16 protein-coding genes are annotated in these 19,122 nt (G+C 36.5%); 6 read left to right on the top strand and 10 right to left on the bottom strand.

The genetic code is table 11. The features are described from left to right. The first annotated feature begins 70 nt into the window (after positions 1-70). The 4 genes from RHO14_09965 (at position 71) to RHO14_09950 (ending at position 3,817) form a co-directional block, all read left to right on the top strand. Positions 71-880 carry a helix-turn-helix transcriptional regulator gene (locus RHO14_09965; GenBank protein WVD70677.1) on the top strand — a complete coding sequence of 270 codons (810 nt, stop codon included), beginning with the start codon at positions 71-73 and terminating at the stop codon, positions 878-880. 63 nt (positions 881-943) lie between these two features. Then, positions 944-2,212 carry a putative DNA modification/repair radical SAM protein gene (locus RHO14_09960; protein WVD70676.1) on the top strand — a complete coding sequence of 423 codons (1,269 nt, stop codon included), beginning with the start codon at positions 944-946 and terminating at the stop codon, positions 2,210-2,212. Positions 2,213-2,223: 11 nt separating this feature from the next. After that, entirely contained in the window at positions 2,224-3,015 is a 792-nt protein-coding gene (locus tag RHO14_09955) for a TIGR03915 family putative DNA repair protein (protein ID WVD70675.1), read from the top strand. Between the two features lie 142 nt (positions 3,016-3,157). Further along, complete coding sequence (locus RHO14_09950; protein ID WVD70674.1) at positions 3,158-3,817, top strand: OmpA family lipoprotein; 660 nt, start codon at positions 3,158-3,160, stop codon at positions 3,815-3,817. A 41-nt stretch (positions 3,818-3,858) separates the two neighbouring features. Here RHO14_09950 and recG read toward each other — a convergent pair whose 3' ends face one another. The 7 genes from recG to trxB form a co-directional block, all read right to left on the bottom strand. Beyond that, on the bottom strand, positions 3,859-5,946 hold the full coding sequence (gene recG, locus RHO14_09945; protein WVD70673.1) for an ATP-dependent DNA helicase RecG: 2,088 nt from the start codon (positions 5,944-5,946) through the stop codon (positions 3,859-3,861). A gap of 3 nt (positions 5,947-5,949) precedes the next feature. Then, complete coding sequence (gene spoT / locus RHO14_09940; GenBank protein WVD70672.1) at positions 5,950-8,076, bottom strand: bifunctional GTP diphosphokinase/guanosine-3',5'-bis pyrophosphate 3'-pyrophosphohydrolase; 2,127 nt, start codon at positions 8,074-8,076, stop codon at positions 5,950-5,952. A gap of 23 nt (positions 8,077-8,099) precedes the next feature. Next, positions 8,100-8,390 (bottom strand): DNA-directed RNA polymerase subunit omega, encoded by a 291-nt coding sequence (rpoZ, locus tag RHO14_09935; protein WVD70671.1) that lies wholly within the window; start codon positions 8,388-8,390, stop codon positions 8,100-8,102. A gap of 193 nt (positions 8,391-8,583) precedes the next feature. Continuing rightward, positions 8,584-9,219 carry a guanylate kinase gene (gmk, locus tag RHO14_09930; protein WVD70670.1) on the bottom strand — a complete coding sequence of 212 codons (636 nt, stop codon included), beginning with the start codon at positions 9,217-9,219 and terminating at the stop codon, positions 8,584-8,586. Positions 9,220-9,384: 165 nt separating this feature from the next. Continuing rightward, a complete protein-coding gene (cydC, locus tag RHO14_09925) occupies positions 9,385-11,064 on the bottom strand; it encodes a cysteine/glutathione ABC transporter ATP-binding protein/permease CydC (GenBank protein WVD70669.1) in 1,680 nt (559 codons plus the stop codon). A gap of 9 nt (positions 11,065-11,073) precedes the next feature. Beyond that, positions 11,074-12,789, bottom strand: a complete 1,716-nt coding sequence (gene cydD, locus RHO14_09920) for a cysteine/glutathione ABC transporter permease/ATP-binding protein CydD (GenBank protein ID WVD70668.1) — start codon at positions 12,787-12,789, stop codon at positions 11,074-11,076. A gap of 26 nt (positions 12,790-12,815) precedes the next feature. Then, positions 12,816-13,772, bottom strand: coding sequence for a thioredoxin-disulfide reductase (gene trxB, locus RHO14_09915; GenBank protein ID WVD70667.1), 957 nt, complete (start codon positions 13,770-13,772; stop codon positions 12,816-12,818). A gap of 320 nt (positions 13,773-14,092) precedes the next feature. On the opposite strand from trxB, the gene RHO14_09910 reads away from it, so the two are divergent. Together RHO14_09910 and RHO14_09905 are read left to right on the top strand one after the other, a co-directional pair. Continuing rightward, on the top strand, positions 14,093-15,004 hold the full coding sequence (locus RHO14_09910; GenBank protein ID WVD70666.1) for an SPFH domain-containing protein: 912 nt from the start codon (positions 14,093-14,095) through the stop codon (positions 15,002-15,004). A gap of 22 nt (positions 15,005-15,026) precedes the next feature. Then, a complete protein-coding gene (locus RHO14_09905) occupies positions 15,027-15,488 on the top strand; it encodes an NfeD family protein (protein ID WVD70665.1) in 462 nt (153 codons plus the stop codon). Positions 15,489-15,538: 50 nt separating this feature from the next. On the opposite strand, the gene RHO14_09900 is transcribed toward RHO14_09905, so the two are convergent. The 3 genes from RHO14_09900 to dapD form a co-directional block, all read right to left on the bottom strand. Then, complete coding sequence (locus RHO14_09900; protein ID WVD70664.1) at positions 15,539-17,092, bottom strand: phospholipase D family protein; 1,554 nt, start codon at positions 17,090-17,092, stop codon at positions 15,539-15,541. 151 nt (positions 17,093-17,243) lie between these two features. Then, a complete protein-coding gene (locus RHO14_09895; protein ID WVD70663.1) occupies positions 17,244-17,735 on the bottom strand; it encodes a YajQ family cyclic di-GMP-binding protein in 492 nt (163 codons plus the stop codon). A gap of 55 nt (positions 17,736-17,790) precedes the next feature. After that, positions 17,791-18,615, bottom strand: a complete 825-nt coding sequence (dapD, locus tag RHO14_09890; GenBank protein WVD70662.1) for a 2,3,4,5-tetrahydropyridine-2,6-dicarboxylate N-succinyltransferase — start codon at positions 18,613-18,615, stop codon at positions 17,791-17,793. Positions 18,616-19,122 lie beyond the last annotated feature (507 nt).

The following is a 19,122-nucleotide window of genomic DNA, read 5'->3' as shown; positions in this document are numbered from 1 at the left end:
ATATTGATTTGTGATATGTCATACTGTCCGAAAACAATCATTTATTAACGATATTCGGTCAATAATTAATATGATTAATTACTTTATTCACAGAACCAAGCAAGCTTTACTAAACAGTAAATCGTTACCTTTCTACCTCTATAGCGCTAGCAGTGAACAGAATTTACAAAATATCGCATTTACAAAACCGATACTTATTTTTATCGTAAATGGAACCAAAGAGATTTGTTCAACTGAAACAATTTTATGTCGTAGCAGTGAATTTATTTTTTTATCTGATCACAAATTGTTAACAGTAAGAAATATTCCCCAACAAAATGAGTATATGGCATTTATTCTTGAATTTGAATGTGAAGATTTTATTGGGATCCCAGCTGCACAGCAAAGTGATATTACCTATATTCAAGGGAAGGTTGGAATAGAGCTACAAGAAGAATTGGACCAATTTGTGACAATATCTGCTTGGGCTTCTAAGTCTATTTTAGCTCATAGACGACATGAAATTTTGAGGCTGCTTTATGAGCTTGGCTACAAAAATATCGCAAGATTAGGTACACAATCATTTTTAGGTAATAAGATTCATGATTTTTTTATTCAAAGTCAATTTCAAAATATAACATCAAAAAAAATTTGTGACTTACTTTTTATGAGTGAATCTACACTACGACGAAAATTACGACAAGAAAAGCAATCGATCAAAGAAATTAAAGCTAATGCACAATTAGGACATGGGCTCCATTTATTACAAACAACTGAGTTTTCCATTCAAAATATTGCTGAACAATGTGGCTATCAAACCCATTCTAGATTTACTGAAAACTTTAAAAATCGTTTTGGGCTAACACCCAAAAAATTAAGGAAAACTAAAAATATTGTTTAATAGTGACTTTCCCAAAAATACCTTATATACTGTTTTTATATACAGTTAATTAAGCTTAAGATTATGAAAGATAGTACAATTAAAAAGCTAGAGATTTTGGCAGAATCAGCTAAATACGATGTTTCGTGTGCTTCAAGTGGCACTACGCGTAAAAATCAAAATGGTGGTATTGGTAGTGCTAGAGGCTGGGGAATTTGTCATAGTTATACGGCGGATGGCCGCTGCGTTTCATTGCTCAAAATCATGTTGACTAATTTTTGCCTTTATGACTGCGCTTATTGTGTCAATCGTCGTAGTAATGATATTGAACGTGCTGCTTTTTCGCCCAAAGAATTAGCCGAATTAACCATTGAGTTTTATCGCCGAAACTATATCGAAGGGCTATTTTTAAGCTCAGGTATTATCAAAAATGCCGATCATACGATGGAAAGAATGATTAGAGTGATTAAAGATTTGCGCACTGTTCATCGTTTCAATGGCTATATTCATATGAAAACGATCCCTGGTGCGAGCAGTGAACTTGTTTATCAAGCTGGGCTTTATGCAGATAGGCTAAGTGTTAATCTTGAGATTGCGACAGAACCAAACTTAAAGCACCTTGCACCTGATAAGGATCACCAAAGTATCTATTTACCGATGCGTCATATTCAACAGCATATGATTGAGAATAAAGAAGAACGACAAAAATTTCGTCATGCACCTAAATTTGCCGCAGCAGGGCAAAGCACTCAAATTATTGTTGGGGCTACGGATGAAACTGATCAGCAAATTTTACAACTTACCTCAAAATTATATAAAAGGCCGAGTATGAAACGAGTCTATTATTCAGGCTTTGTTCCAGTAAATAGCTATGACAAGCGGTTACCAGTGGTTAAAGATGTACCTAGAATTCGTGAAAATAGGCTCTATCAGGCGGATTGGCTACTTAGGTTTTACCACTTTAATGTTGATGAAATTGTGAATGATGACCACCAAGAACTAGATCTTGATATGGATCCTAAACTCAGTTGGGCGATTCGTAATCCAAGCTATTTTCCAATTGATATTAACCGTGCCAGTTATGAGAAAATACTGCGAGTACCAGGAATAGGCGTTAAGTCAGCGCGGTTAATTGTTTCTGCTCGTCGACACGGACGCCTTAACCTTGACGCTTTAAAACGCATAGGGGTTGTGCTTAAACGAGCACAATTTTTTATTATCTGCCATGAAATGCACTCTTTTAAGCTACAAGAAGCATCGGCTGACTATATCCGTTTATCTTTAAAAGAGCCATCAGGGCTTGAACAGGCACAGGCAAAACAAGCGCCTAAACAGCTAGTAATGACATTGTAATAGGGCATAGTATGATTGTTTTTCGATACGACAATAGCTTTGAAGGACTACTTTCTGCTATTTTTGATGCGTTTTCATTGAAAAAATGGCCGCAACTGATCCTCGCGCCAGATGAGGTTTTGCCATTATTAACATCAGAAGAGTACTACGTACAAACGACAGAGGGAAAATATAGCCGCGTCAGTTTGGCAATGAAAAAACGTTTATCAAAGACTGCGTTGATGCAGCTAACTTATGTTTGGTATTCTGAATTACCTGAGCGCAGCTTACTGATTTTTAATTATTTAGCTAAAATATTTAAAGCTACACACGATATCAGTCATAATTTTGCTGATCTTGATATTTTGGCAATCAAAAAGTTAGCAAAAAAAGTGTCTCATGAACGGCACTATTTAATGATGTTTATACGTTTTAATGCCATTGATAATCAAGGTGATAAAGTCTATTTTGCAACCGTTTCACCCCGCTATAATAGCTTGCCGTTAACGATTGATTTTTTTCAAGATCGCTTTGCCGATCAAAAATGGGCAATTTTTGACACCAAAAGGCAATATGGGTATTTCTATGATTTAGCACAAACAGAAATAATTACTTTAAATGAGCAAGATAACTTTCTTGTCAATGGCAGTATTAATGATGATTTTCTTTCGCCAAGCGAGAAACAATTTCAACATATGTGGTATCGTTACTGCCAATCAATTACGATTAAAGAGCGAATTAACCCAAAATTACAACGGCAATTTATGCCAACGCGTTTTTGGCAGCACTTACCTGAAACTTGGCACGATTTGGATAATATCTAGCGTAAAATAAGATTACACTGAGCGCGTTATTATAACATTATAATAATCCGTTTATTATCGGCATTATAGCCGATTACTATAATTAAAGTGTTACGCTAAATATAGTAAATATTTGTAAGAAAAAATTGAAGTGAGGAATAAAATGAAAATCTATCCAGTTGCAATATTAGCATTAAGCTCTTTGTTAGTTTTATCTGGCTGCTCGACCGATCCTTATACTGGTGAGCAAAAAGTTGCTAATACCACTAAAGGTGCACTGCTTGGCAGCGCTGTTGGCGCAGGTATTGGTGTACTATCATCATCTAAGCACGATCGTGGAAAAGGTGCATTAATTGGTGCCGCGTCCGGCGCAGTACTTGGTGGTGGCGTTGGTGGCTACATGGATATTCAAGAATCTAAATTACGTGATAAATTGCGTAATACTGGCGTTAGCGTAACAAGATCAGGTGATAATATCATTCTTAATATGCCAAACAGTGTGACTTTTGATACGAGTAGTTCTACACTTAAGCCGCTAGGAACAGAAACGTTGACCAGTGTCGCATTGATATTAAAAGAGTACCCAAAAACTGCTATTAATATTGTAGGGCATACCGATTCTACGGGTAGTAATGCAACCAACCAAAAATTGTCATTAGAACGCGCAAATAGCGTGGCTAATCTATTAATTCAGCAAGGAACATCCGCTGCTCGAATGTCAGTTTATGGCGCCGGTGCATCACAGCCTATCGCATCAAATACAAGTGAAACAGGCCGAGCTCAAAATCGCCGCGTTGAAATTACGTTATCACCATTACAATAATGTTTATTACAAGGCGCTATTTAAACCGCGCCTTGTTTTACTTACGCGTTAATATATTTGCTTCTATCAGGTAGCCAGCTATCAACAATTGTAACGGCGGCTGTAAAATCATGTGTAAGTAAATAAGCAGATACACTTTGTATCGTATTTATCATATGTTGGTCACGAATTAAATCAACGACTCTAAAATCAGCAATACCAACTTGCCTTGTTCCTAATATCTCACCGCCGCCGCGGATCTCTAGATCTTTTTGTGCAATAACAAAGCCATCATTACTATCACGCATTACATTTAATCTTTCTTTGGTGACTCGGCTTAGCGGTGTTTGATACATCAGCACGCAGTGAGATGCCTCGCTTCCTCGCCCAACGCGGCCACGTAATTGATGCAATTGTGATAAGCCAAGTCGCTCAGCATTTTCAATAACCATTAAACTGGCATTTGGTACGTCAACGCCGACTTCAATAACCGTTGTGGCAATTAATAGTTGTATATTGCCTTGTTTAAAAGCCTGCATGACTTCCTGCTTTTGTATCGGTTTCATTTTGCCGTGAATAAGGCCAACAGTGATCCCTGGTAATAACTCTTGTAGCTCAGCAAATACAACTTCAGCTGCTTGTGCTTCAAGGACTTCAGATTCCTCAACTAGCGTACAAACCCAATAAGCTTGTTTACCTTCAAGGCAGGCTTGTTTAATTCTTTCAATAACGTCATTACGGCGAGTGTTTGATAATACAACGGTTGTTATTGGCGTTCTACCCGGCGGCAGTTCATCAATAGTTGAAACGTCAAGATCGGCATAAACTGTCATGGCAAGCGTACGTGGAATAGGGGTTGCCGTCATAATAAGTTGATGAGGATAGATATTATCTTTCACCCCTTTTTGCCACAATGATAGTCGCTGAGCAACGCCAAAACGGTGTTGTTCATCAATAATAACAAAACCTAAATTGGCAAATTTAACTTGCTCAACAAATACAGCATGTGTACCAATTAGTATATCGGTTTGCCCTGATTCTAGGCTTGCATAGCATTCACGCTTATTTTTAGCTGTTAATTTACCTGACAATAAGCTAACCGTTAGTCCTAACGGTTCAAACCAACGGCAAAAATTGAGATAATGCTGCTCGACTAAAATTTCTGTCGGCGCCATTAAGACGACCTGTTGATTATTTTCAAGTGCATTAAGCGCTGCAAGTGCGGCAACTAATGTTTTCCCTGAGCCAACATCACCTTGTACTAAACGCATCATCGGCACATTTTTTGCCATATCTCGATAAATTTCACTGACAACTCGATTTTGCGCATTAGTTGGCGAAAAAGGTAATGAATGCAAGAATGGCGTAATATATTGGTTCGTCACTTTGAGCGGCATTGCATGCTGATTTTGATTATGTGATTTAGTCATTTGCATACTGAGGTGATAGGCCAGTAACTCTTCAAATATTAATCGTTTTTTAGCTGGGTGACTGCCATCTTCAAGCCCTGCAATATTAATATCTAATGGTGGCTCATGAATAATTTGTAGTGCCTGCTCAATGCTTGGAAAACCAGTTAAAAATTTACTTGGAATTAGTTCTGGTGTGGGATTACGCATTAGGAGCAGTAAAGCTAAATGAATAAATTTACGCAACATGGTTTGTGTTAAGCCATAAGTTGCAGGATAAATTGGTGTATATCGCTCGGTTTCAATATCATCGAGCGCGTGTTCGTTATCGCGGATCTGTATTTGTGGGTGGATCATCTCAAGGTAGACTTTACCTTGTTTTACTTCACCATAAGCTTTTAACCATCGACCAACGGCCATATTTTGTTTTTGACCTGGATAAAAGTTCATAAATCGAAGATTAATTATGCCCGTTTCGTCTTTAACCGTGCAAATTAACATACGTTTTTTAGCAATAATCACTTCACTTTTAATGATTTGACCTTGAATAGTCGTGTGTTCACCAATTGATAACGTGGCAATTGTGCTTGAACTTGAGCGATCTTCATAACGCATAGGTAAATGCAATAATAGATCGCCAACAGTGTAAATAGCTAATGAGTTAAATTTTTTTTCTAGTGCATCGCCAAGCCCAGGCAAATGACTAATGTTTAGGTGATTGAGTAATCGTTTATCAGCCATAATTTAATTAATATTACGGTTAATATTGACCACGTCTTGCTGATAACTTATTTTACGGATAATTTCATTGAGCTGAATTGAATTTTTGACTTCAATATGCAAAATAACAGTATAAATTTTTGAGTCTTTTTCTTCGGTATTTAGCCATTGTACATTTGCTGATTCGGCATTAATTACTGAGATAATATTGGCAAGTGCCATCGCTGCATTATTGGTAATATCAATCCAAATTTCAGCAATAAACCAGGGTTCTGCTGCCGGCGCCCATTCAAGCGGAACATATTTATCGGGATGATTTTGGTAACCGATAATATTACGGCATGATTCATGATGGATTGATAAACCTTTTTCTGGGTTAATTCTACCAATGATTGGGTCATCAGGAATCGGATGGCAACATTTAGCAAATGAGACTAATAATCCTTCAGTGCCGGTTATTATCAGCCTTTTATTTGATCCATAACGATTAAGGTCAACTTTATCGCTATGTTCAATACTTTTTACTACAAACTGGCTCATGATATTACCAAGGCCAATCTCGGCAAGTAGATCATCAAACGAGTTTAATTTAGTAATAGTTGTTATTTTATCTATTTTAGCCTTTGGAATAGCTTTAACGCCGCCTTGTCCAACTAACGAATAATCTAATAAGCGCTTACCTAGCGCGATTGCATCATCTCGCTTAAGGCTTTTTAGTGCTTGGCGAATACGCGAGCGTGCCTTTGAGCTAACAACAAAATTTAACCAACCAGCACTTGGTCTACTATCGTTAGACGTTAAAATTTCAACTGTCTGGCCATTTTTTAATGGCTGCGAAAGCGGAGAGGGCTTGCGATCAACAATAGCGCCAATACATTGATGGCCAATATCGGTATGAACGGCGTAAGCTAAATCGACAGGGGTTGCGCCTTCGGGTAATTCAACAATACGGCCTTTTGGCGTAAAAACATAAATCTCTTTAGGAAATAAATCAGATTTTACATTTTCGATAAATTCAAAAGAGTTAACAACACTTTGTTGAAGTTCAAGTAAATTTTGCATCCAGCGCTGAGCTTTAATTTGGGCAGTAGTATTATTTGATTCATCGTTTTTATCATACACCCAGTGCGCAGCAACGCCCATTTCAGCCATCTGATCCATATCAATAGTGCGAATTTGTATTTCAACTGGCGTGCCATGAGGACCGATTAAAGATGAATGAAGAGACTGATAGCCATTCACTTTTGGAATGGCGATATAATCTTTGAAGCGGTTTAGGCGCGGTTTATATAAATTGTGCACCAAGCCTAATACGCGATAACAACTATCAATGTCTTTGACAATAATACGGAAAATGTAGATATCCATAATTGACAGAAAGTTTTGCTCGCGCAACTGCATTTTTTGGTAAATAGCATAGATATTTTTTTCAATACCTTCCACTTTCGCCTTAATTTTTGCGCTACTTAATCGTTGTTCAATTTCAGATAAAATCTGTTTAATTAATTCTTTACGGGTTTTTCTTGCTGATGAAATGACTTTTTCAATCACTTTGGCTCGATTTGGATGCATCGCGGTAAAACTGAGCACTTCAAGTTCAGTTTTAATATGATGGATCCCTAAGCGATAGGCTAAAGGTGCATATATTTCAAGTGTTTCTTTCGCAATGCGTCGACGCTTATCAGGCCTTAATGAACCTAATGTGCGCATATTGTGCGTACGATCAGCAAGCTTGATTAAGATAACCCTAACATCTTTAACCATCGCGAGCACCATTTTGCGAAAATTTTCGGCTTGTGCTTCTTGACGGTTACGAAATTTAAGCTTATCGAGCTTAGAAACCCCTTCAACTAACTCAGCTACGTCCTCGCCAAATCGGTCAACAACTTGTTCATACGTAACAGGTGTGTCTTCAATTGTATCATGCAGTAATGCAGCGGTGATTGCCTCAAAGTCCAGTTGCATATCTGCAAGAATGCAAGCAACGGCAACAGGATGAGTAATATAAGGTTCACCACTTGATCGAAACTGACCATTGTGAGCATCATAAGCAAAGATATACGCTTCCCGAATTTGCTTGATTTGCTTACTAGGAAGATAACTTTTGATTCGTTTCTCTAATGAAGCAAAATATTGCATATCAGCTGTCATTTTATGATGCTTTACTTATTGTCTTAGTCGTATGATGGTGTGTTTTCGAAAAGAATTGTTTCGTGTAGTATAGAACGAGTTTCTGCTTCTTCTTCTTGACGAGCTTGGAAATCAGCAGTATCAAGGATCTTTTTATTGACTAAACCTTCTTCAATCTCACGCAATGCGATAACGGTTTCTTTATCGTTTTCTTCTGCGACTAGTGGTGTTTTACCTTCAGATTGAATTTGATGTGCGCGTCTTGCTGCAACTAATACTAAATCAAATCGATTACCAATTTTATCAACAGCGTCTTGAACGGTTACACGGGCCATACTTACCTCATAATCAATAGTGGGATTTTTGCAAAATAATCGTCAATTTTACTTAAATTTACGGTAGATTGCTATGCTTATTTAAGTTTATATGCAAAAAGTTAAATTTAATTTGATAAATATCATAAAAATTGGCATTATTTTTCAATAAACTATTGCGCTAATTCATCCTTAGCGCAAGGCTTTAAAGCGATTACTCGATAAGATTGCCAATGACGTCTTGATAAAGCAAAAATTGTTTATCTGTACGTAAATTTTCTGCTTTAATAATGATATTTAGTGCATCTAATGCACAATTAAAGTCATCATTGATGATTAAATAATCATATTCAGAGTAATGCGACATTTCAGATTTGGCTTTTTGCATTCTTTTGGCAATCGTTTCAGCTGAATCTTGCTCCCGTTTAATGAGTCTTTTTTCTAGCTCAGTTAAAGAGGGCGGCAAAATAAAAATACTTTTAGCATTGGGCATTTTTTCCCTAACTTGCCTTGCTCCTTGCCAGTCAATATCTAAAAATATATTAATCCCTTGCTTTAATTTACCATCAATTGCTGCTTTTGATGTGCCGTAGTAGTTTTCAAAGACCTTGGCGTATTCAACAAAAGCATCTTGCTCAATTAAGCTTTCAAATTCATGATGATCAACAAAGTAGTAATGTTCACCATGGTTTTCTCCTGGTCTTGGCTGGCGAGTTGTATGCGAGATTGATACGTTAGCCTGTTGCTGACTATTTTGTTTAAGGTAAGCATTAATTAAGCTTGATTTTCCTGCGCCACTTGGCGCTGAAACGATAAAAAGTGTTCCTGTATACATAATTTTTTTATTCATTGATTTGAATTGGCACTATTATTGTTGAAATTGAAAAAAAATAAAAGAGTTAGGTTTACCTAACCCACAAAAACATTAATCGGATTTTATTATAATTAATTATCGATTAATCAGGTACTAATTTTTATGCCATAATGATACCTTACAACAATAAAATAACGAAAATTATACAGTATTATTTTTGGCGATAGATAATTGACCATTTTCCATTAGGTAGATGCGATCAAACCAACTATGCTGGGTTAATCTATGAGTAACCATAATGAGTGTTTTATCTGTATAGCATTTTGTTATAATGGCTAAAATTTGTTGTTCAGTCTGGCTATCTAAGCTTTCAGTCGGCTCGTCCATTAAAATAAATGGCGCATTATGTAATAGCGCTCTTGCAATACCAATACGGCGTTTTTCACCACCGGATAATGCTCTGCCGCCTTCACCTAACCAAAGATCAAGCCCAGCCTCACTATTGGTGAGCTTATCAAGTTCGACGCTAGCAAGTACCTCTATTAATTTTTTATCGGGCAAACGAGGATTTGCTATTAACAAATTGTTACGTAATGTGTCGCTAAAAATACTAATAGTTTGTGGAATAACTGCCATTAAGTTACGCAGTGTTGATTCATCAAATTGTGTAATATCTTGCTGGTTTAATAAAATTTGACCCTTTTCAATTGGCCAAGCACGTGTAATTAAGCTTAGTAAGGTAGATTTACCACAGCCTGTTTTACCAATTAATGCAATATGTTCGCCATTTTTGATAGTAAAGTTCACTTTTTCAAATACACTCAACGGCTGATTTGGGTAAGTAAATGAGACATCATTAAAGCTAATTTCACCACAATTAAAATCAGCTTTTACCCCAATTTTGGGAAAACTAATATCGGGTTTTTGCTGCATTAAATCATTCATGCGATCAGCCGAGGTTAATACTTGGCCTAAAAATAGAAATGCGCCAGGAATAGGTGCTAATATTTCAGTGCACGATAAGCCAACAAAAATAAATAAGGCAATGATCGGCTGCTGATAATTGGCAATCCCGTCTGCTGCTAGAAAGATAATTAATAGTGTCATTGCGCCAATAATAAGTAGAATTAATGCACTTGATATACTTAATAAGGTAGATTGTTTTTGTTGGTTGGTTAACCACTGCTGTTCAATCTCGTCAAGCTCAGTGCGATATCGATTAGTTGCATTAAATAAAATGAGTTCGGCTTGCCCTTGCAAATAGCTAACTAATTTTTGTCGATATTCACTTTTTTGCTCGGCAATTTTTGCACCAATAACTTTACCGGCTTGGTAAAAGATGATTGGCACAACTAAAATGGTCATTAATAATATTATTGCGATGCAACTAGCAATTGTTTGATCAAAATAACTGACAGCAAAATAAATGAGTATTGTCATTAGTAGGCCACTTACAATTGGCATAAATAACCTAAGATAAAGGTGGTCTAGATGATCAATATCAGCAATAAAGCGATTGAGTAAATCGGCTTTTTGGTAGTATTGCATTTGCCTTGTGCTAAAAGGTAATATTCGCTTAAAGGCGTCAGTTCTTAAATACGATAATATTTTAAATGTTGTATTATGATTGACTAATCTTTCCGCGTAGCGGGCCGCGGTTCTGATTATTGCAGCGCCCCGAACACCAGCGGCAGGTAGCATATAGTTAAAGGTATATAAACCCGCTACGCCAACAAATGCCGTTGCCGATAAAAACCAGCCTGAAAGTGAGAGTAAAAAAATACTCGCGCCAAGTGCGACTAATACTAAAATAATACCGAATACCACCATAATAAAATAGTGGCGATAAAGCTTAATGTAAGGAAAAAGTTTTTTCAGCATGACATGTTCCTATTTATCAATATGGATCTGCTGATCACTAAGTTGCCAAATTTGATCAAATGACATGACTTCGCTGATATGGTGAATGACGGTTATGATATTACAAGTATGGTAATTTTTTGCCAAAATAGCTTCAATTTCCCTCGCGGTTTGTTTATCTAAACTGGCTGTTGGTTCATCGAGTAATAATAATTTGCAGGGCTTTAACAGCGCCCTTGCAATGGCGATTCGTTGTGCTTGGCCAACCGATAATCTAACGGCATCTTCGCCTATTTGAGTATCAATGCCATTAGGTAATTGCTTAATAAAATCAGTTAATTGAGCATTATTTATGGCATCATTTAGATTATCTTCACTGGCATTTTGATTGGCAAGTAGAATATTATTGCGAATTGAATCATTAAGTAGATATGGATTTTGACCCAACCAACTAAGTTGCTCTCGCCACGCAGTAAGATCAAGGGTATTAAATTCTACCTGATTAATTTTAAGTGAACCGGTATAAGGTAAAAAGCCAAGTAATAGGTTTAATAGTGAGCTTTTTCCTTCGCCACTCGCTCCCATTAAGGCAATGTTAAAAGGTGCTGTAAGGCTGAAGTTTAAAGGGCCAACAATGGCTTGATTATCTGGCGATAAGATAACTAAGTCTTGAGCAATTATCGTGTCAATTTTATCAATTTTTACTGTATCAATCTGTGGCTGCTTAATCACATCGGTAGTTAGTTTTGCTAAAAATGTTTCGATATTGTCAGCCGCGGCAATTGCTTGAGCTTTTGCGTGATAATAAGTTCCTAAATCTCTTAACGGCTGAAAAAACTCTGGGGCTAAAATGAGCGCAAAAAAACCAGCAAATAGCGTTACCGTGCCACTATAAGATCCAAAATGAATTTCACCTAAATAAGAAAAACCAAAATATACTGCAACGACCGCAATCGAAATGGAGGTAAAAAACTCTAATACCGCTGATGATAAAAATGCCATTTTTAGCACACTCATCGTCTTAATGCGAAAATCTTCAGCAGCATGATGAATAGCATTAGTCTGATTTTTTCCCTGATTAAATAGTCGGATGGTTGATAACCCTTTAATTCTATCGAGAAAGTGACCACTCAAATACGCCAATGCTTTAAAATTTTTACGGTTTACGTCGGCAGCGCCCATGCCGACTAAAATCATAAAAATTGGAATTAATGGCGCGGTACAAAATAAAATTAATGCAGCAGCCCAGTTAAAAGGCAATACCACGATTAAAACAAGTACTGGGATCATTGTTGCCAAGCGCATTTGAGGCAAGTAGCGAGCGTAAAAATCTTGCAGATCTTCGATTTGCTCAATTAATAGTGTACTTAAGCCTCCACTTGTATATTGGCTAATAGCGGGTGGGCCGACTTGTTCAATTTTATCGATAAGCTGCCTGCGAATGCTTTGTCGTAAAGATTTACCCAACACAAAATTAATTTTTTCACGTAAGTATGTGAGTAAGGCTCGCATAACAAATACGGCCATTAATCCGATAAAATAGGAGATAACAGCAATAAAATCACTTTTAACAATGATTAAATTTTGCAGTATTAAGGCCAGTAATACTGCCTGGGCAACAATACAAATAGCTGACATAAAACCCATTAAAACAGAACTGCGTAATATTTTTTTATGTTGCTTGGTTTGTACTTTTAACCAACTTAATAATTGTTTTTGACGCTGTTTATCTAACGATGATGACATAATATTTTTTACATTATTTTAAATTATTAATACGGGACATTATCAAGGTAATGTTCTGCATCAAGCGCAGCCATGCAGCCTGTTCCTGCTGATGTAATTGCTTGACGGTAATTGTGATCCATTACATCACCTGCGGCAAAAATCCCTTCAATACTGGTTTGTGTGGCATTACCTTGTAAGCCTGATTTTACTTTAATATAGCCATTATCAAGTTCAAGTTGGTCGCCAAAAATAGCCGTATTAGGCTTATGACCTATTGCAATAAACACGCCCATGACGTCGATTTGCTGTGTTTTTTGCTGATCTTGTGTGCTACGTAAGCGAACACCGTTTACACCCATTTGATCACCTAATACTTCATCAAGAATTTGATGAGTATGTAAAATGATTTTGCCTTCCGCAACTTTGTCCATCAGGCGTTTTATAAGAATTTTTTCAGCTCTAAATTCATCACGGCGATGAATTAAGTGAACTTGGCTGGCAATATTAGCTAAATATAACGCTTCTTCAACAGCAGTATTACCTCCACCAACAACCGCAACTTTTTGGTTGCGATAAAAAAATCCATCGCAAGTTGCACAAGCCGACACACCTTTACCTTTAAACGCATCTTCTGAGGGTAAGCCTAAATACTGCGCGCTAGCGCCAGTTGCAATAATTAGCGCATCGCAAGTATAAAGTGTTTCACCACCATAAAGCTTAAATGGTTTTTGGCTAAAATCGACACGTTCAATTTGATCAAAAATCATTTCTGTTTCAAAACGCTCTGCATGCTCGCGCATTTTAACCATTAATTCAGGGCCAGTAAGTTCTATTGTTGCCGATGGCCAGTTTTCAATTTCAGTTGTGGTCGTTAATTGACCGCCTTCTTGCATACCCGTAATTAATACTGGGTTTAAATTAGCTCTAGCTGCATAAATTGCAGCGGTATAGCCTGCTGGCCCAGATCCTAAAATCATTAAACGTGCATGTTTACTATTCATTATCAACTCCTACTATTTAGCTTATGGCCTGATAGATATAAATTTGTTGGTCAGTCTAACACGATTAGACATTGTTGCTAGTTATTGTATTACATTAGTTAATTTTTTCTATTAACTTTGTTGATTATATTAATAGGTTATTTATTAAAATCTTGTGCTATTTTAGCTATATTTTTCATTTACTTAATTATTCATTATTGCTAATCATTGACGTAAGTTAATAAAATTTTATTTTAGCTAATATAAATGCTATGAAATTAACCCAATAACACATAAAATAATGCCTCCTATTCACGACTAAAATAATTAAGAGAATTAATATGTCTATATTTTTTATTGTTATTATAGTTTTAGTGTTACTAGCATTAATTACTGTATTTAAAGCGATTACAGTTGTTCCTCAAGGCTTTCAATATACCATTGAGCGCTTTGGTAAATATACCCATACATTAGAGCCGGGCTTAAATATTATTATCCCTTATATGGATAGTATCGGGCGTAAAATTAATATGATGGAACAAGTATTAGATATTCCATCACAAGAAGTGATTTCGAAAGATAATGCCAATGTGCAAATTGATGCGGTTTGCTTTATCCAAGTTCAAGACGCGGCAAGAGCTGCTTACCAAGTTAATCAACTTGAGCGTGCGGTTTTAAATCTAATGATGACAAATATTCGTACCGTTTTAGGGGCGATGGAACTTGATGAGATGTTATCACAACGTGATCACATTAATACTCGCTTATTAGGTATTGTTGATGAAGCAACAAGCCCATGGGGCGTTAAGATAACGCGTATTGAAATTCGTGATGTTCGTCCACCAACCGAGCTTATTGCTGCCATGAACGCACAGATGAAAGCTGAGCGTAACAAACGAGCTGAAGTTTTAGAAGCTGAGGGTGTGCGTCAAGCGGCAATTCTTCGCTCTGAAGGTGAAAAGCAATCAGAAATCTTAAAAGCTGAAGGTGAGAGACAAGCGGCGTTCTTACAAGCAGAAGCGCGCGAACGTGCCGCTGAAGCGGAAGCTAAAGCTACTCAGATGGTATCTGATGCGATAGCTGCAGGTAATATTAATGCCATTAATTATTTTGTTGCACAAAAATATACTGATGCACTGAAACAAATTGGCTCTGCTGAAAATAGTAAAGTTATTATGATGCCTCTTGATGCAACGAGCTTAATGGGCAGTATTGGTGGTATTACCGAATTAATTAATAATACTAAAAAATAATTGAGTAAATTAGAGGATCGTGATGACTGAATTTTTATCAGTAATACATTCCAATCCCCACTGGATTTTTATCGCTCTGGGCGGGATTTTGCTTATTATTGAATTACTTGGCACTGCTGGTTATTCTTTATGGAGTGGGATCTCAGCTTTTATCGTTGGCGTGATTGCATGGATAATTCCACTGTCATGGCCAATTTTATGGCTTTTGTTTGCTATATTTACCTTGGCCACCGCTTACATTTGGTGGTTATGGCTAAAAAAACAGGGTAGTGATAAAGCTGGAAAAGGTACCTTAAATCAGCCACAAAAAGAGCTGATTGGTATTAAAACCGTGGTTGTTGAGCCTATTAAAAATGGTTATGGGCGCGTCAAAATTAAAGATGGTACATGGTCGGCTAATTGTGACGAAGATCTTGCTATTGGTCAGCAAGTTGAAGTGATTGCAGCAGATGGCTTGATGCTAACGGTTATAAAAACTAATTAATATTATAAGGGTAACTAAGTGTTACCCTTTTTCTAAAATCTATCTATATTTTATAGTTGTGATTCGATGGGTAAGTAACTCGCTAGTGTAGCGATTGTTCTTTGCCACCATTTGCTTTGCGGATCATTACTCCATGTGATAGGTTCGTTTTGCTCATTCTCATCAAGCCAACGCAACTTATCATCTATTAAGACAACTTGATAGCTAAAATCATGACTGATTTTCATATTAAACTCATTTTGTAGTGCTTTAACAATTGATGGCTCTATAAAAATAATCCCCATTTCAGTATTAAGATTTGCTGATCTCGGATCAAAATTAAATGAGCCAACAAAGCCGATGGTATTATCGACTAAAAAAGCCTTTGTATGTAAACTTGCATCACTTGAACCAATTAAACTACGTTCTGTTTTACCAAATGGTTTTAATTCATAAAGTTTGATACCATTTTGCAGTAGTTCTTTGCGGTAGGGGGCATAACCACTATGCGCCATAATTACGTCATTTGCAGCAAGTGAATTGGTTAAAATATCAATATCGATTCCTTGTCGATGCAGCATTGAGAATTTATTAACGCCAGCTTTACCAGGTACAAAATAAGGCGAAATAAGGCTTATCTTTGCCGATGCATTTTCAAGTACAGGCTTTATATGATGAAAAAGCCACTTATCTTGATCGTTGCCAAAAGCTTTGGTTGCAGGATCTGAATAAACATGTACTTGGTTTGTCCAATGAACTTGCCAACCTTGCTCATTTAATTCACCTTTAAATAATGATTTAACATTAGGGGCATCTTGTAATTTTTTAAGGTAAGGAAGGGCTGCGATATTTTGACGTTTTAATTGAATTTTTTGGCGTAACTCATTTAATGAGTTAGCCTTGGCTGTTACTAATGCTTCAATTGGAATAACGGCATCACTATTCCAAAAATCATCAAAAATGGTTTCAGTCTCTTTTACTGCCTCGCCGCCAATAAGTAAATCGGCATCAAAAAAATTTCGATTATCAGCCGCGCCAAAATATTCATTACCAATGTTACGACCGCCAACAATAGCCATTCTACCATCCGCGATCCACGATTTATTATGCATTCGCCTATTAATACTAAATATTCGCAGTATCATTTCAATACCCCGAATTAAGCTATTATTACGTGCTCTTGTTGGATTGAACATTCGGATACTGATATTAGGATGTAAACCTAGTGTTGCAAGTAAACTACTACGACTATAAGCATTCATATCATCTAAAATAATTCTAACCCTAACGCCACGATCAGCGGCATCAAGTAGCTCTAGCCCAAGTAATTGGCCGGTTAAATCATCATGCCAAATATAGTATTGTAGATCCAAACTTCGGCCCGCATCACGCGCACTTATTGCTCGAATTGCAAATGCATCTAAGTTACTAGGAATTAAAAGTAGGCTACTTTGATTTGGATGCAATGCTGATTGATAACCAAGGATCCGATCTAATTTTGTTTGATCTTTTTGTATTTTTAAAGCGTAGCTTGCATCGCCTTTGGCTTGCCGGGCAAAGTGACCGAAACTATAGACTGCAATTAATGATGCTAAAATAAAGAGTATAATTATTATGATAAACATACGCAGCTTCCTAATACGTTTCATGGTATATCCAGCTCTTAATGGCAGAAAATTGATTATGCTATGAATAATTATAACTGATTAATAAAAAAGGCCACAGCAATAACTAACGTATGCCATGACCATTTTTTGAAACGATTAAATATACGTGTTAATCACGAAAATTATTAAACTGAAAAGGTTGTTCTAGATCAGCACCTTTTACTAATGCAATAGTTGCTTGTAAATCATCGCGCGCTTTAGCTGTAACACGAACTTGCTCGCCTTGCACTTGCGCTTGTACTTTTAATTTACTGTCTTTGATTAGCTTAATTAGTTTTTTAGCTAGCTCTTTATCAATCCCTTGTTTGAGTTTTACTGTCGTCGAATAGGTTTTACCACTATGATCTAACTCTTCTGGAATTTCTAATGCGCCGCCATCAATGCCGCGTTTAGCTAATTTATCGCGTAAAATATCAAGTAATTGTTGGACTTGAAAGTCTGATTCGCTTGATACTTTAATGGTTTCATTTTTTTCGTTTAGTTCAAATGAAGCCGGCACATTACGAAAATCCCAACGTGTCGTTAATTCTCTCGTTGCATTTTCGACACCATTACGAACTTCAGGTATATCAATTTCTGATACAATATCAAAAGAAGGCATATGATTTTTTCCTGTTAAATAATTATCGCCATATAGTATGGCGATAAGAGCAAGATTAATCAATAGTACGAAGTAGTTCGTTAATACCAACTTTACCACGAGTTTTGGCATCGACTTTTTTAACAATAACGGCGCAATATAAGCTATATGAACCATCTTTAGATGGTAAATTTCCCGATACAACAACTGAGCCAGCAGGAACACGACCATAAAATACTTCGCCAGTTGCTCTGTCATAAATTTTAGTACTTTGACCGATAAAAACGCCCATTGAAATAACAGAGCCTTCTTCAACTATAACGCCTTCGACAATTTCACTGCGTGCGCCAATAAAACAGTTATCTTCAATGATGGTTGGATTTGCTTGTAATGGCTCAAGTACGCCGCCAATTCCAACACCGCCTGACAAGTGAACATTTTTACCAATTTGAGCACATGAACCAACCGTTACCCAAGTATCGACCATTGTGCCTTCATCAACGTAGGCGCCGATATTTACGTATGATGGCATCAACACCGTATTACGCGCGACATAAGCGCCTTTACGAGCAATAGCTGATGGCACAACACGAAATCCTTCTTCTTTAAACCGTGCTTCATCATAATCAGCAAATTTTAGTGGTACTTTGTCATAATAGTTGGTTTCACCACCATCAATTAACTGATTTTCATTGATACGAAATGATAATAGCACTGCTTTTTTTAACCACTGATGTGTTACCCAGTCGCCGTTAATTTTTTCTGCAACACGCATTTTTCCACAATCTAACAAATTTATTGATTGATTGATTGCATCACGAGTTACTGTGTCAACGTTAGTTGGCGTAATTTCAGCTCGACGCTCAAATGCAGCCTCGATGATTGTTTGTAATTGTTGCATAATATTTATCCTTTGCTGTACAAAAAGTTTCAACTTATTAAATCGCGGTAGTGAGACAGTATAATATAAAATGAGTCACTTTTTAATGCTCAAGATTTTTTCTTATAATTGAGCCTAAATCATAATATAAAATAATCATAGATAGCTTATTTTAGCTAAAATTAAATCATCTATTAATTGAGTCTATTCTTTTGGTATCGCAGCTTATAGTTCGTGTGATTAATAATAAAAAATAGCCCAAATGAATTTGTAAAACATTTAAGGGTGGTGATAACTGAAATATAACTATTCGCTTTTTAGCTCATTTTGCCATCAAACGTAATTTAGTGATTGATATGACGCATTTTATGCAAAGCCTTGAAGTGATTAAATCTTATATGATAAACAAATATCCGTTTTATCGCTAAGTACTCAAAATTGAGTCAGTGTATGAAAGGTCACTTTTGTGATATAGCTTGCCTGCAATTTTCGTTAAATCAAATATTTATCGTAAATACAGCTATTGCG

Source organism: Orbaceae bacterium lpD04, from assembly GCA_036251935.1.
GTDB lineage: Bacteria > Pseudomonadota > Gammaproteobacteria > Enterobacterales > Orbaceae > Orbus > Orbus wheelerorum.
The sequence above is the reverse complement of the archived record's forward strand: the minus strand, read 5'-3'. Positions and strand labels throughout refer to the sequence as shown.